The sequence below is a fragment of the Acerihabitans sp. genome, assembly GCF_036398755.1.
In the GTDB taxonomy this organism is placed as follows: domain Bacteria; phylum Pseudomonadota; class Gammaproteobacteria; order Enterobacterales; family Enterobacteriaceae; genus Acerihabitans.
This window is the reverse complement of record NZ_DASWOM010000045.1, coordinates 114959-128193: the sequence shown is the minus strand read 5'-3', so window position 1 is coordinate 128193 and position 13235 is coordinate 114959. Positions and strand designations below refer to the sequence as shown.

Genomic DNA, 13235 nt, shown 5'->3' with positions numbered 1-13235 from the left:
GTCAAGCCTCCTGAAATAACCGGCCCCAGCCGGTAATACGACGGGTATCCACGCCGCACTGGCGCAGCAAGTCCCAGACCACGGTGATGACGCTATCAAACACCGGTAGCCGGTAGCGCTGTTCCCAGTACGCCACGCGCGGCGCGGCGCGCAGATTGGTGCAAAAAGTGGCGATCGCCTGCGCGCCGCCGGCCGCCACGTCGGCCACCTGACGGTCCAGGGTGGCCTCATCCACCAGGCCGAAGGCATAATTCTCGCTTAACGACAGATGGCTCTCCGTGTGCATATCGATGCCGAAGGCGGCATAATTGGCGATAATTTTCGCCTGCACGTCGGCAAGATAAGGTGACACCAGCGCCAGACGCCGGATGCCGAACGCGGCCAACGCCTTGTTGAGCGCCAACACCGAGGTGGCGACGGGCACGCCGGTGGCGGCGGAAATTTCCCGGCACAACGCCTCGTCCGCGGCAAAACCCAGCCAGCCTGCCGATGTGCCGCTCCAGCCGATGGCGTCGACATGGGCGTCGGCCAGCAGCCGCGCCGCCGCGATAATCGGCTCATGCCGGAACTGGGCCAGGGCGTCGGCGCTCAGGGCGATTTCGGTGACCGGGAAACGGGCGAAATGCACGCTGACCTCCGGCAAGCCGGCCACCAGCGCCTGGGTCAGGGGTTCAAGCGCCGTATTGGACGACGGCGTCAATATTCCAAGGCGAATGCGTTTTTGTTTCATCATTATTCCACAATAGCGTGACAAAAATCCGCCGGCGGCGCGCGATGGCGGCCGGCGTCGCGGTCGGTTGTTCTATACCGGCTCAGCCGCGTTTTCCGGGCGCAGCAGCGAGAGGATATGGCGCTTATAGTCGTTAAACGCCGGGCTGGTCGGGTCGCGCGGCCGCGCCAGGTCGATGGGCATCAGTTCGCGGATCCGGCCGGGACGCGCCGACATCACGGCGACATGGGTACCCAGCGCCAGCGACTCGTCTATGCCGTGAGTGACAAAAACAATGGTGCTTTTGCTTTCGCGCCAGATGCGGATGAGTTCGCCGTGCATATCCATTTTGGTTTGCTCGTCAAGCGCGCCGAACGGCTCGTCCATCAGGATAACCTCGGGGTTCATCAACAGCGCGCGGGCAATGCCGACGCGCTGGTTCATGCCGCCCGACAGTTCGCTGGGAAAGGCGTTTTCAAAACCGGTCAATCCCACCATATCAATAAATTTCTGTGACTTTTCACGCCGGGTGGCCTTGCCGACGCCGGTCATCTTTAAATGGAACGCCACGTTCTCCCATACCGGCAGCCAGGGCATCAGGTTGGCCTGTTGGAACACCACGCCGCGATCCGCGCCCGGCCGGCTAACGGCCTGCCCGCCTACGCTGACCGTGCCGGCGGAAGGATGATCAAACCCGGCAATCATGTTAAGCAGCGTGGATTTGCCGCAGCCGCTGGGGCCGAGCAGGCAGAGGAAGTCGTTGCGCTTCACCTCAAGGTTAATCCCCTCGAGCGCGATCACGCCGGCATGACGCTTGGGATCGTCAAACACCCTGGAAACGCCGCTGATACTGATAAGCGCCATGGTTAACCCTCCCTTGTCCGCAGGATGGATCCGTTTTGCCAGCGCAGCACGCGCGCGGCTATCGTTTTTATCATCATATCGCTTAAATACCCCAGCAATCCGATGCTGACCATTGCGGCGATGACGATGTCGTAACGCAGGAAATAATAAGAATCCCACAGCACATAACCCACGCCGCTTTTCACCGCCACCATCTCGGCGGTCACGGTCAGCATCCAGGCCGAGCCGATGGCGATGCGTAACCCGGAAAAGATGCTGGGCAGCGCCGCCGGGAACACAATGTACAGCAGCAGCTTGGCCGGGGTGCCGCCGGTCATGGCGCCCGCCCGCAGCAGATTGCGATCGCAGGATTTTACGCCGTGGATGGTGCTGAGCAGCACGGGGAAGAACGCCCCCATGAATACCAGGAAAATGGCCGGCTTATCGGCGATGCCGAACCAGATAATCGCCAGCGGGATCCAGGATACCGGCGGTATCGGCCGCAGCATCTGCAACAGCGGCTCGAACAGGTTTTCCATGCGCCGCGACCAGCCGATGGCCATGCCGATCGCCACGCCAAGCGATGTCGCCAGCAAAAAGCCGGAAAAGACCCGCAGCGCGCTGGCGGTGATATCCCAAATCCAGCGGCCGGAGTAGCTCTGGGTATTGCCGTCGGTATGAAAAATCCAGTCCAGCCAGGCGATCATCACCTGCGACGGCGCCGGCAACAAGGCGGGGGGCAGGATCCCCGAACGGGAAAACAGCTCCCACCCGCCGACCGCCAGCACCGGCACGATGCCCCGTTCCAGCCGGTGATATAAACGACTCATAATGGAAGTGCGCATGCGCTCATCCCCTCAATAGCCAAGATCGGTTTTTGGCTTGCCGGTGACCTCTTCCAGAAAGCTGTAGTCCAGGTTTTTTTCCACCGCCGCCGTCACGTCGCCGTTAATGTATTTCAGCTGGCGCATCATGGTGGCGATGGCTACCGCCGAGGCGCGGTACATTTTGTAATCCGGATAGAGATTTTGTACCGCGCCGGCGGCGATGGTTTTATCCAGCCCGGTCACTTTCTGAATGGTGTCGACGAACAGCGGCTGATTGGCGGCCATCAGATCGTTTACCTTGACGATGGCGCGCACCGTTTCCAGCACCCCTCGGCGGTTGGACTCGATGACATCCGGACGGGTGACGATCAGGTTGGTGAGCTTGCCGGCCGCCTGGTCATAGGGAAAGGCGAAAAATTTAGCCGCCTTCACTTCACGGATTTGGGTGGCGAACGGGTCGACCGAGGTAATCAGCTCTACTTCGCCGCGACGCAGCGCCTGCACATGATCGGACGGGTTGGGAATATTGATGAACTGGACATCTTTATTCACGTCTATACCGTGGACGGCAAAGGCGCCGCGCATATGGAGGTCCTGGGCGTTGCCGCGCGACGCGGCGACGCGAAAGGGTTTGCCCTCCTTTTTATACTGCGCGATCAGGTTTTTCAGACCCTCCCAATCGCCGGCGGCCACCGGCAGGCTGTTGCCGATCAGGATTTGCGAGCCGCCGTTGATCTGCCCGGAAATACCGACAATGGCAAAACCTTTATCCAGCGCGGTAGCGTAATGAAGATAGGTGACCTGGGCGACATCAATGCTTTTCGACAGCAGCGCGGTCAGCACGTCGTTGCCGGTGTTGAATGAGATGGCGTCTATCTTGACGCCGGTGGCGTACTGAGGCGTCAGCGATAATGGCGTGCAGTGCGCGCATTTTGAATAGCCGAGCTTGATCGGCGCCGCCTCATCAGCCCGGCTCGGGCCGGTCAGGGCGGCGCAAAGCAGCGCGGGCGCCAAGACAAGGGCCGCCCCGCGTCGGGTAATATGGGTCAGGAAGGGGAAAAATGACATAACGATCGATCTCCAATTGTCACTATTAAATAAAATATTGTGACAAAGTAGCTGCAATACATATGCCAGGTTTGTGACTGTTTTTACCGCCCGCGCCGACAACGCCGGGACAACCTGCGCCGGCACGACGATTTATGCGCGATTCCACGGTTGAAGAAATCGGCCGGAATCCGTGCCTGGTCGGTCCGGTTGACGTTTTATAACCGTTTTATGGCCGATAGTGGTGCAACATTTTGGTGCGATGCGTCATTCTGGATCGTGACAATCTTCTTTCACAATCCCCCTTTGTTTTGTGACAATTTTAAGAGATACTGCTCTCAGAGCGATGTTTAACCTGTTGGACAACTTAACGTGTTTAGTGAAAAAGATCCTGCGGGCGGCCGTAAGGTACGGAGTACCGAACAAATACTGGGCACAGCGGATAAGCTGGACGCGATTTATGAGCGCATCTTTACCGCTGTGATGGAGCACCGGCTGATACCCGGCACCCGGCTGGTGGAAGAAAAGCTCGCCGGCGTATTCAAGGTTAACCGTACGCGCATCCGCGAGGTGCTGGCGCGCCTGGCCTATGAAGGCATCGTGACCACCATCCCCCATCGCGGCGCCTTTGTCGCCAGTCCGTCGGTAGAAGAAGCGCGGCATGTGTTCCAGGCGCGGCGGATCCTTGAGCCGGCGTTGATCCGCAGCCTGGCCGCGCGCGGGGATAAAAAAGACCTTAAGCGCCTGGATGCCCACGTGGCCCGCGAGCGGGCGGCCCGTGAAAGCGGCGATAAACGCGCGGTGATTCGCCTGTCGGGCGAGTTTCATTTGCTGATAGCCGAAATGGTGGCCAGTCCGCCGCTGATTAAACTGATGCGCGAACTGGCTTCGATTACCTGCCTGATTATCCTGCTTTACGATTCCCCCAATGTCCCGGCCTGTCCGAATCATGAGCACACCGATATCATCATGGCCATGGAGCGGGGTGAAATGGATAGGGCCAGCGAGCTGATGCTCAGTCATCTTGATCATATCGAGGCGACGCTGGACCTGTCGTTGCCGGAGAATACCGACGTCGATCTGGACGCGATTTTTGGATAATGGACCGCCGTAAGCGACGGCCGGCCGGGTTGCGCGCCCCCCTTGGAGCCTGAATGAGACTGCTGATTATCAATCCCAATATTTCTCGCGGCGTTACCGACCTTATCGAGGCGGAAGCCCGCCGCGCGGCCGCCCCGGATACCCGTATCGAAATGGCCACCGCCCGCAGCGGCGTGGCCTATATTGAAACCCGGTTCGAGGCCATGCTGGGGGCGCACGCGGCGGCAAGCCTTGCCGGTGAGCGCCTCGGCCATTATGACGCCCTGCTGATTGCGGCCTTTGGCGATCCCGGCCTTATGGCGCTGAAAGAGGTGCTGGACGTGCCGGTGACCGGCATGACGGAAGCCGCGCTGATGACCGCCGCCCAACTGGGACAGCGTATCGGCGTTATCGCCATCTCCCGGCGCATTACCGCCTGGTATCGGGAATGCGTCGACCGCAACGGGTTACTTGCGCGGCTGGCGTCCATCCGCTACCTGGATCATCCTTTACACGACCCCGGCACGGTGCAGCAGGATTACGCCGATCGCCTGCTGGCGCTCAGCCGCCTGGCGGTGGAACGCGACGGCGCGGATGTGCTTATCCTTGCCGGCGCGCCGCTGGCGGGGCTGGCGCGCGGCCTGAAGGGGCAGCTTCCGGTACCGGTGGTTGACGGGGTGTCAAGCGGGGTATGCCAGGCCGAAACCTTATTCCGTCTTCAGGCGGGCGGCGCGTCGCAGGGGAGCTTTGCGCATCCGCCGGTAAAAGCGCATCTTGGGTTGCCTGTGGGTCTCCAGGCGCTGCTGGACGCGGGCCGGCCATAGTCCGGGGCGGAGCGTTAAACGCCCTCGGCTCGCCGGGATTACGCCGTGCCGGCGCCGATGTGCGGCCAGGTTATCGCCCCAATCATTTTTTATCTTTCAAGCCATAAGGATTTTAATCATGAATAATCTACCCGTCGTAGCCGTGCTTGGCCTGGGCGCCATGGGCCATGCTTTTGCCGCCAACCTGCTCAAGAAAAACTTTAGCGTCCGCGGCTGGAACCGCAGCCGGGGGCGCGGCGAGGATCTGGCGGCGGCGGGCATGGTATTGTGTGATTCGCCGCTACAGGCGGTTGGGGACGCCGATGTGGTCATCGTCATGCTTACGGACGCGGCGGCCACCGAAGCGGTGATAACCGGTGGGGACGGCATACTGGCCGGCCTGAAAACGGGCGCGATCCTGGCGCAGATGGGCACTATCGGCGTCCCGTCCACCGACCGTCTCTATCGGGCGGTCGGCGCGGCGCGTCCGGACGTGGTGTTTATCGACGCGCCGGTATCCGGCACCAAGACACCGGCCGAAAACGCGCAGATAACCGTGCTGGCCGGCGGCGATCGCGCGCGCGCCGCCGCCGTCGAGCCGGTATTCGCCGCCATCGCCAGGGGCACGCAATGGCTGGGCGCCGCCGGCACCGGCGCGCGTATGAAGCTGGTGGTCAACGCCTGGCTGATAGCCATGATGCAGGGCATGGCCGAGAGCGCCTCTCTGGCGCGGGAACTGGGATTTACGCCGGATAATTTCTGGGACGCGCTGGAAGGCGGCCCGCTGGCGGCGCCGTATGTGAAAAATAAACTCGCCATGATCAAGGCCGACGACTACCCGCCGCAAATGCAGCTGTCGCTGGCGCTCAAGGACGCCAATCTGGCGCTGGACGCCGCCGGAGACCGCGCCATGCCGGGCCTGCGCGCCATTGCCGGCGTATGGAGCGAAGCGGTGGAGGCGGGGTTGGGCGAGCAGGATCTGGCGGTGGTGTACCGCTATCTGGGCATGAAAAAATAGCCCAGGCCGCCGGCGCAAGGCGCTGACCGGCGCGCGCGGTCAGCCGCGCGGGACATGACGGCAGCGGCGCTGTCAGCCGCGCGGGACATGATGACAGCGGCGCGGTCAGCCGCGCGGGACATGACGGCAGCGGCGCGATCAGCCGTGCGAGGGGCACGACGGCAGCGCCGTGGCACGGGCGCGCCGCTGGTTGACCAGCGCCAGCGCAATCGCCGCCAGCGATAACGTGATGATGACCGCGCCGTAAATATTGGCCGTCGCCACCAGGCCGGCGCGGCGCGCCATAAAGCCGGCGGCAATGGCCGGCAGGCTGTTGGCGAGATAACATTCGACATAAAACGCCGCCATCAGGCCGGCCCGCTCGGCGGGCTCCGCCAGCGCCATTACCGTACGCAGCGCGCCGAGAAAGCCCGCGCCGAATCCCACCCCGGCGATCACCGAACCGGCCAGCAGCACCGGCGCCATGCCATGGTTGACTCCCAGCAGGATCGCCAGCATGCCCGCCGCCAGCATCACGGCGCCCGCCAGCAGCGCGGAGAAAGAAGCCCGGCGCCGCGCCACCATAATCGCCGCGGCGCCGCTGAGCGTTAGCGCCGCCACCGCCAGCCCGCCCAACCAGACCGAGGACGAGTGGGTCACCTTGGCAATCAGCGACGGCATCAGCGACAGATAAAATCCACCCAGCATCCAGATGGCGACATTAATCGGCGTGACCGCCAGCAGGGCGGCGCGCGCACGCACGGGTATCACCACGCTTGGCCGCAGCGAGGCCCATGCCCCGTGGCGGCGGACGGCGGTTTCAGGCGTGCCCCAGGTCAGCGCCGTTTCGGCCGCGAACACCAGCAGCAGCAGGGCATAGACCAGATGCAGCGGCGCGGGCGCGAACTGGAGCAACGCGCTGGCGCCCAACGCTCCCAGCGCCATGCCGGTCATCGGCGCGATGCTATTGGTCAGCGCGCCGCGTTCATGATGCAGATCCAGCAGCGCCGCGCCCAGGGCCGCCGACGCCAGGCCGGTGGCCAATCCCTGCAGCGCCCGCGCGCCGATAAGCCAGACGGGGCTGGTGGCGCAGAGGAAAACCCCCATGGCCAGCAGCTCCAGCAGCAGCGCCGTGCCGATGACCGGACGCCGGCCGATATAATCCGACAGGGCGCCGGCGCTCAGCAGCGACGCCAGCAGAACCAGGGCATAAGCGCTGTAGATGGTGGTCAGCAGCATGGGCGAGAACGCCCATGCTGTCTGGTAAAGCCGATACAGCGGGGTCGGGGCGCTGGACGCGGCGTAAAAGGTCATCAGGGTGGCGGTATGCACCGCCGCGGCCGCTTCGGGCCGGAAACGCCCCGGCAGCGCAGGTTTAGACGCGGTAACGGTTGATCTGGACATGGCGACGCTCGTATAATAAACGCAAATTATTTGCTTTTACATATCCTAGAGGATGCCGGCCACTAACGCAAATAATTTGCTTTAGTGGTAAGCGACGCCCTGTGGCGCCCGCGGTCATCATCATCAGGCAGCAAGGAGTCATCGGCCATGGCTGACAAAAGCGGCGTCCGGCCGGGCGGGCGCAGCGCCCGCATACAGGCGGCGGTGCACCAGGCGGTACGAGAATTACAGCAAAGGGAAGCGCCGGGCGAACTGACGGTGCCGGCCATCGCCGCCCTGGCGGGCGTGACGCCGTCCACCCTCTACCGGCGCTGGGGGGATCTGGCGCAATTGTTATCCGACGTCGCCCTGGAACGGGTGCGTCCCGACGGCGAGCCGCGCGACACCGGCGCGTATCGGGGCGATCTGCGCGCGTGGCTGGAACAATATATTGATGAAATGGCAACCGAACCCGGCCGGGCCATAGTGCGCGATATCCTCGGCTGCGCCGCGCCGGCAAACGCCGGCAAATGCGCGGAGTTTATCCGCCAGCAGCTCGATGTTATCCGCGACCGCGCCCTGGCGCGCGGCGAGGCGATAGTGGACAGCGATACCCTGATAGACCTGGTGGTGGCGCCGGTGGTCTATCGCCTGTTGTTTTCAGTATCGGCGCCTTCCGTCGATCATGCCCTGGGACTGCTGGACAATACGCTTCGCGCCGCCTTCAGGCGCGCGGGGTGAATCTTTTTTCTGTGCCGGACCGCCGTGCCGGAGGCTACGCGCAACCGTTCGCCGGCGTATTTGACCGTTCGCCCGCGTATATGACCGCTTAATAATAATTTGCCTCTTTTTTCATCCAATCTGTCCTAGAGTACGCGCACATGTACCCTACAACAGAAGACCGCATCAAGATGAAAAACAATATCCTTAAGCATATTCCCTGGCTTATTATCGGCATTATCGGCGCCTGCTGCCTGGCCGTGGTGGCGCTGCGCCGGGGCGAGCATGTCAGCGCCCTGTGGATTGTGGTGTCGTCCGTGGCCGTTTATCTGGTGGCTTACCGCTACTACAGCCTGTATATCGCCACCCGCGTCATGGGGCTGGACCCGACCCGTTCAACGCCGGCGGTGGTTAATAACGACGGCCTTAACTATGTGCCGACCAACAGGAACGTCCTGTTCGGCCATCATTTCGCCGCCATTGCCGGCGCCGGTCCGCTGGTCGGCCCGGTGCTGGCCGCGCAGGTAGGCTACCTGCCGGGCACCATGTGGCTGCTGGCCGGGGTGGTTATCGCCGGCGCGGTGCAGGACTTTATGGTGCTGTTTATGTCCTCGCGCCGCAACGGCGTGTCGCTGGGCGAAATGATCAAGGAGGAAATGGGGCCGGTCCCGGGCACCATCGCCCTGTTCGGCTGTTTCCTTATCATGATTATTATCCTGGCGGTGCTGGCGCTGATTGTGGTGAAAGCGCTGGCCGAAAGTCCCTGGGGCGTGTTTACCGTCTGCTCGACGTTGCCCATCGCGCTGTTTATGGGCATTTATATGCGTTTCCTGCGCCCCGGCCGGGTGGGCGAGGTATCGGTTATCGGCGTGGTCGGGCTGTTGCTGGCCATCTGGTTCGGCGGCGTGATTGCCCATGACCCTTACTGGGGACCGGCGCTGACCTTTAAAGACACCACCATTACCTACACCCTGATTGGCTATGCCTTTGTTTCCGCCCTGCTGCCGGTATGGCTTATCCTGGCTCCGCGCGACTACCTGGCCACTTTTTTGAAAATCGGCGTGATAATCGGCCTGGCGGTGGGGATCGTCATCATCAATCCCGACCTGAAAATGCCGGCGATGACCCAGTTTATCGACGGTACCGGCCCGGTATGGAAAGGCGCGCTGTTTCCCTTCCTGTTTATCACCATCGCCTGCGGCGCCGTATCGGGTTTCCATGCCCTGATAGCCTCCGGCACCACGCCCAAGCTGCTGGCCAGTGAAAACGATACCCGTTTTATCGGCTACGGCGCGATGCTGATGGAGTCCTTCGTCGCCATCATGGCCCTGGTGGCCGCGTCGATTATCGAGCCGGGACTGTATTTCGCCATGAATACCCCGCCGTCGGCGCTCGGCATTACCATGCCCGACCTGCACCGCCTGGGCACGTCGGACGCGCCGATGATCCTGTCCTCGCTGCGCGACGTTACCGCCCATGCGGCCACTACCGTCAGCTCCTGGGGTTTTGTCATCTCTCCCGAGCAAATCATGCAAACCGCGCAGGATATCGGCGAGCCTTCGGTGCTTAACCGCGCCGGCGGCGCCCCGACCCTGGCGGTGGGCATCGCCCATGTGTTTAACAAGATCATCCCGGGCGCCGATATGGGCTTCTGGTATCATTTCGGCATTTTGTTCGAGGCGCTGTTTATCCTGACCGCGCTGGATGCCGGCACGCGTTCCGGCCGCTTTATGTTACAGGACCTGCTGGGCAATTTTGTGCCGTTCCTGAAAAAAACCGACTCGCTGCTGGCCGGCATGGTGGGCACCGCGGGCTGCGTGGGCCTGTGGGGCTATCTGTTGTACCAGGGCGTGGTCGATCCGCTGGGCGGGGTAAAAAGCCTGTGGCCGCTGTTCGGCATTTCCAACCAGATGCTGGCCGCCGTCGCGCTGGTATTGGGTACCGTGGTGCTTATCAAGATGAAGCGTACCCGCTATATCTGGGTGACGGTGGTGCCGGCGGTGTGGTTGCTGATTTGCACCACATGGGCGCTGGGACTGAAACTGTTCAGCCAGAATCCGCAGCTGGAAGGCTTCATGTACCAGGCCAACCTGTATAAGCGCCGCATCGCCGAGCAGGGCGCCGGCCTGACCGAACAACAAATTAGCAACATGCATCACATAGTCGTCAATAACTACACCAATGCCGGCTTAAGCGTCCTGTTCCTGATTGTTGTCTACAGCATAATCTTCTATGGTATTAAAACGGCGCTGCAAGCCCGCGGCAACACCGGGCGCACCGACAAGGAAACGGCGTATGTCGCCGTGCCGGAAGGGGGTATCGTCACCTCCAGCGGCCACTGATACGGCATCACTTGCCGGCCCCGCATAACCGCCGGTTATGCGGGCGTTTCACTCTGGAGATACCGCATGTTTGGAAATTTGGGTCAGGCAGGTAAGTATTTGGGACAGGCTGCCCGGATGTTGGTCGGTATACCGGACTATGATTATTATGTTCAGCATATGAAGACCAACCATCCCGATCAGCCGGTCATGGACTACGAAGCGTTTTTTCGCGATCGGCAGGAAGCCCGCTACGGCGGTAATGGCAAGGGCGGTTTTCGCTGCTGTTGACACCAGAGGATTTGAGCATGGACCAGCCGTTGCCGGCAACCATCCTGACCGGCTTTTTCGGCGCGGGCAAAACCACCCTGCTGCGCCATATCCTGCATGCCGGCCATGGCGAAAAAATCGCCGTGATCGAAAACGAATTCAGTGAAGTTCCCATCGACGACAGCCTGCTGGGCGATCGGGCCAGCCGGATCACCACCCTGAGCAACGGCTGCATCTGCTGCTCCAGCGCCAACGAGCTGGAAGACGCCCTGCTGGATTTACTGGCGGGCATCGATCGCGGCGATCTGGTTTTCACCCGTCTGGTGATTGAATGCACCGGCATGGCCGATCCCGGACCGGTGATCCAGACCTTTTTTTCCCATCCCGTTATCAGCGAACGTTTCCTGCTTGACGGCGTGATCGCCCTGGTGGACGCGGTACACGCCGACGGACAGCTGAACGAATACGCCCTGGCCCAGGCCCAGGTGGGATTTGCCGATCGCATCCTGCTGACCAAAACCGATATCGCCGGTGAAAGCGGCCTTCTCATCGCGCGCCTGCAGCATATCAACGCCCGCGCGCCGGTGTATCCGGTGGTCAACGGCGAGATTGGACTGGAACTGCTGTTCAACGTCGGGGGGTTTACCCTCAACGATAACCTGACCGTGGCCCGACCACGTTTCCGGCCGCTTATCGCAGGGCAAAACGCCATCCGCTCCATCGTGGTGGAACTGGCGCGGCCGCTGGCGCTGCAACAGGTATCGGACATCATGGAACACCTGCTGGCGACCTATGCCGATAACCTATTGCGTTATAAAGGCATACTGGCGATAGAAGGCGACCCCCGCCGCCTGCTGTTCCAGGGCGTGCAGCGTTTGTATAACGCCGACTGGGACCGGGAATGGCGCGACGATGAGCAGCCCCGGAGCGTAATGGTGTTTATCGGCGTCGGGCTGCCGGAACAGACGATCCGGGATGCGTTTGCCGCCTTTGCCTAACGCCGCTCGCGGCGGCGGATTGGCCGGCGGTCCACCGCCGGGTATTGTCGCGTGCTAGAGCATTTCCGGGCGGAACAGGCCGCGCCGGCTGATGACCTTGCCCGCCACCATAAACACGCCGTCGCCGGTATAGTGCAGCGTTTCCGGGTGCTTTGGCGTCGCCGCGGCGTGCGCTTTGACTATCTCGAAAATAAAAAAATTATACCGGTCCACCATGGCGTCGTCATGCAGGCGACATTCAAAATGCGCATGGCACTCGCGGATCAGCGGCGCCTTCACCCGATGCGCGGGCGCCGCGGTCAGGCCAAAACGGCGGAACTTGTCAAGCTCCGCTCCGCTGGTATTGCCGATGCCCACCAGGGTATCGGTCAGGGCGGTGGTGGGCAGGTTGATCACGCACTCGCCGCTTCGGCGGATCATCTCAAAACTGTGATTGCCGCCGGAGATCATGCAGCCCACCAACGAGGGCGAGAATTCCAGCACCACGTGCCAGCCCAGGGTCATGATATTGGTTTTGCCTTGCCAGGCGGAGGAGATCAGCACAATGGGACCGGGTTCCAGAAAATATCGCGCCCGGCTGACCGGAAAATCGCTTTTGCGGGGAAATGTGGCCATATCGACTCCTGTTCGCCGGTAAATTTCGTTTAGTATTATTTTAACAGCGAACGGCGAGGGCGGGAGGGTATCGTCACGTCCGGATAAAAAAAAGGCGGCGCGGCGAACTGATGTGATACCCTTTCAGCACTACACAGCGGGTGACTTTATGAAGCTTACGCGATATACCGACTATGCCGTCAGGGTCATTATTTATCTTGGCGCCCATCAGGGCCAACTGTCCTCCATTGCCGACATTTCGCGCCGATACGCGCTTTCGCACAATAACCTGATGAAAGTGGTGCAGGATCTGGCCAGGCTGGGGTATATCGATACCCTGCGCGGGCGCAACGGCGGCATCAGGCTGGGACGCGCGCCGCGGGACATCAACATCGGCGCGCTTATCCGCCACACTGAAAAAGGCGACCCCCTGATCGACTGCGCCAACTGCGTTATTTCCCCGGCCTGCGGCCTGCCGGGGGTGCTGGCCCAGGCGACCAACGCCTTTTTCGCGGTACTGGACGGCTATACCCTGGCGGATTTATTAAGCCGCCAGGGACAGATCGAAGAACTCTTTACCCTGATCGACATCGAGGGCTAATGCCTGCCTTGCTTATTATACCCTTTTAAAACAACTGATTAA

At 61.6% G+C, this 13235-nt stretch carries 14 protein-coding genes; 8 read left to right on the top strand and 6 right to left on the bottom strand.

Annotated elements, in window-relative coordinates; all coding sequences use genetic code 11:
- Position 1 precedes the first annotated feature (1 nt).
- The 4 genes from VGC33_RS08020 to VGC33_RS08005 all read right to left on the bottom strand — a co-directional run bounded on the left by VGC33_RS08020 (position 2) and on the right by VGC33_RS08005 (position 3447).
- Positions 2 to 730, bottom strand: coding sequence for a maleate cis-trans isomerase family protein (locus tag VGC33_RS08020; protein ID WP_331120225.1), 729 nt, complete (start codon positions 728 to 730; stop codon positions 2 to 4).
- A gap of 72 nt (positions 731 to 802) precedes the next feature.
- Positions 803 to 1573, bottom strand: coding sequence for an ABC transporter ATP-binding protein (locus VGC33_RS08015; RefSeq protein WP_331120224.1), 771 nt, complete (start codon positions 1571 to 1573; stop codon positions 803 to 805).
- Between the two features lie 2 nt (positions 1574 to 1575).
- The gene (locus tag VGC33_RS08010; protein WP_331120223.1) at positions 1576 to 2397 is read right to left on the bottom strand and encodes an ABC transporter permease; all 822 of its coding nucleotides are present in this window, start codon (positions 2395 to 2397) and stop codon (positions 1576 to 1578) included.
- A 12-nt stretch (positions 2398 to 2409) separates the two neighbouring features.
- Positions 2410 to 3447, bottom strand: a complete 1038-nt coding sequence (locus VGC33_RS08005; RefSeq protein ID WP_331120222.1) for an ABC transporter substrate-binding protein — start codon at positions 3445 to 3447, stop codon at positions 2410 to 2412.
- A gap of 351 nt (positions 3448 to 3798) precedes the next feature.
- On the opposite strand from VGC33_RS08005, the gene VGC33_RS08000 reads away from it, so the two are divergent.
- The 3 genes from VGC33_RS08000 to VGC33_RS07990 all read left to right on the top strand — a co-directional run bounded on the left by VGC33_RS08000 (position 3799) and on the right by VGC33_RS07990 (position 6327).
- Positions 3799 to 4527 (top strand): GntR family transcriptional regulator, encoded by a 729-nt coding sequence (locus VGC33_RS08000; RefSeq protein WP_331120221.1) that lies wholly within the window; start codon positions 3799 to 3801, stop codon positions 4525 to 4527.
- A 53-nt stretch (positions 4528 to 4580) separates the two neighbouring features.
- Positions 4581 to 5330, top strand: a complete 750-nt coding sequence (locus VGC33_RS07995) for an aspartate/glutamate racemase family protein (RefSeq protein WP_331120220.1) — start codon at positions 4581 to 4583, stop codon at positions 5328 to 5330.
- A 118-nt stretch (positions 5331 to 5448) separates the two neighbouring features.
- Entirely contained in the window at positions 5449 to 6327 is an 879-nt protein-coding gene (locus tag VGC33_RS07990) for an NAD(P)-dependent oxidoreductase (RefSeq protein ID WP_331120219.1), read from the top strand.
- A 138-nt stretch (positions 6328 to 6465) separates the two neighbouring features.
- Here the strand turns inward: VGC33_RS07990 and VGC33_RS07985 are convergent, their stop codons facing one another.
- Positions 6466 to 7710 (bottom strand): MFS transporter, encoded by a 1245-nt coding sequence (locus tag VGC33_RS07985; protein ID WP_331120218.1) that lies wholly within the window; start codon positions 7708 to 7710, stop codon positions 6466 to 6468.
- 147 nt (positions 7711 to 7857) lie between these two features.
- On the opposite strand from VGC33_RS07985, the gene VGC33_RS07980 reads away from it, so the two are divergent.
- The 4 genes from VGC33_RS07980 (at position 7858) to yjiA (ending at position 11998) form a co-directional block, all read left to right on the top strand.
- Positions 7858 to 8430, top strand: coding sequence for a TetR/AcrR family transcriptional regulator (locus tag VGC33_RS07980; RefSeq protein WP_331120217.1), 573 nt, complete (start codon positions 7858 to 7860; stop codon positions 8428 to 8430).
- Between the two features lie 170 nt (positions 8431 to 8600).
- Complete coding sequence (locus tag VGC33_RS07975; RefSeq protein WP_331120249.1) at positions 8601 to 10751, top strand: carbon starvation CstA family protein; 2151 nt, start codon at positions 8601 to 8603, stop codon at positions 10749 to 10751.
- Positions 10752 to 10817: 66 nt separating this feature from the next.
- Positions 10818 to 11021, top strand: coding sequence for a YbdD/YjiX family protein (locus VGC33_RS07970; protein WP_331120216.1), 204 nt, complete (start codon positions 10818 to 10820; stop codon positions 11019 to 11021).
- A 17-nt stretch (positions 11022 to 11038) separates the two neighbouring features.
- Complete coding sequence (yjiA, locus tag VGC33_RS07965) at positions 11039 to 11998, top strand: GTPase (protein WP_331120215.1); 960 nt, start codon at positions 11039 to 11041, stop codon at positions 11996 to 11998.
- Positions 11999 to 12052: 54 nt separating this feature from the next.
- On the opposite strand, the gene VGC33_RS07960 is transcribed toward yjiA, so the two are convergent.
- Positions 12053 to 12613 (bottom strand): flavin reductase family protein, encoded by a 561-nt coding sequence (locus VGC33_RS07960; RefSeq protein WP_331120214.1) that lies wholly within the window; start codon positions 12611 to 12613, stop codon positions 12053 to 12055.
- A 148-nt stretch (positions 12614 to 12761) separates the two neighbouring features.
- On the opposite strand from VGC33_RS07960, the gene VGC33_RS07955 reads away from it, so the two are divergent.
- On the top strand, positions 12762 to 13193 hold the full coding sequence (locus tag VGC33_RS07955) for an Rrf2 family transcriptional regulator (RefSeq protein ID WP_331120213.1): 432 nt from the start codon (positions 12762 to 12764) through the stop codon (positions 13191 to 13193).
- Positions 13194 to 13235 lie beyond the last annotated feature (42 nt).

Coding starts and splice junctions, on each gene's coding strand:
- VGC33_RS08010 (WP_331120223.1), bottom strand. CDS start 2,397: ATGCGCACTTCCATTATGAGTCGTTTATATCACCGGCTGGAACGGGGC.
- VGC33_RS07985 (WP_331120218.1), bottom strand. CDS start 7,710: ATGTCCAGATCAACCGTTACCGCGTCTAAACCTGCGCTGCCGGGGCGT.
- VGC33_RS07970 (WP_331120216.1), top strand. CDS start 10,818: ATGTTTGGAAATTTGGGTCAGGCAGGTAAGTATTTGGGACAGGCTGCC.
- VGC33_RS08015 (WP_331120224.1), bottom strand. CDS start 1,573: ATGGCGCTTATCAGTATCAGCGGCGTTTCCAGGGTGTTTGACGATCCC.
- VGC33_RS07960 (WP_331120214.1), bottom strand. CDS start 12,613: ATGGCCACATTTCCCCGCAAAAGCGATTTTCCGGTCAGCCGGGCGCGA.
- VGC33_RS08005 (WP_331120222.1), bottom strand. CDS start 3,447: ATGTCATTTTTCCCCTTCCTGACCCATATTACCCGACGCGGGGCGGCC.
- VGC33_RS07980 (WP_331120217.1), top strand. CDS start 7,858: ATGGCTGACAAAAGCGGCGTCCGGCCGGGCGGGCGCAGCGCCCGCATA.
- VGC33_RS07955 (WP_331120213.1), top strand. CDS start 12,762: ATGAAGCTTACGCGATATACCGACTATGCCGTCAGGGTCATTATTTAT.
- VGC33_RS07975 (WP_331120249.1), top strand. CDS start 8,601: ATGAAAAACAATATCCTTAAGCATATTCCCTGGCTTATTATCGGCATT.
- yjiA (WP_331120215.1), top strand. CDS start 11,039: ATGGACCAGCCGTTGCCGGCAACCATCCTGACCGGCTTTTTCGGCGCG.
- VGC33_RS07990 (WP_331120219.1), top strand. CDS start 5,449: ATGAATAATCTACCCGTCGTAGCCGTGCTTGGCCTGGGCGCCATGGGC.
- VGC33_RS08020 (WP_331120225.1), bottom strand. CDS start 730: ATGAAACAAAAACGCATTCGCCTTGGAATATTGACGCCGTCGTCCAAT.
- VGC33_RS07995 (WP_331120220.1), top strand. CDS start 4,581: ATGAGACTGCTGATTATCAATCCCAATATTTCTCGCGGCGTTACCGAC.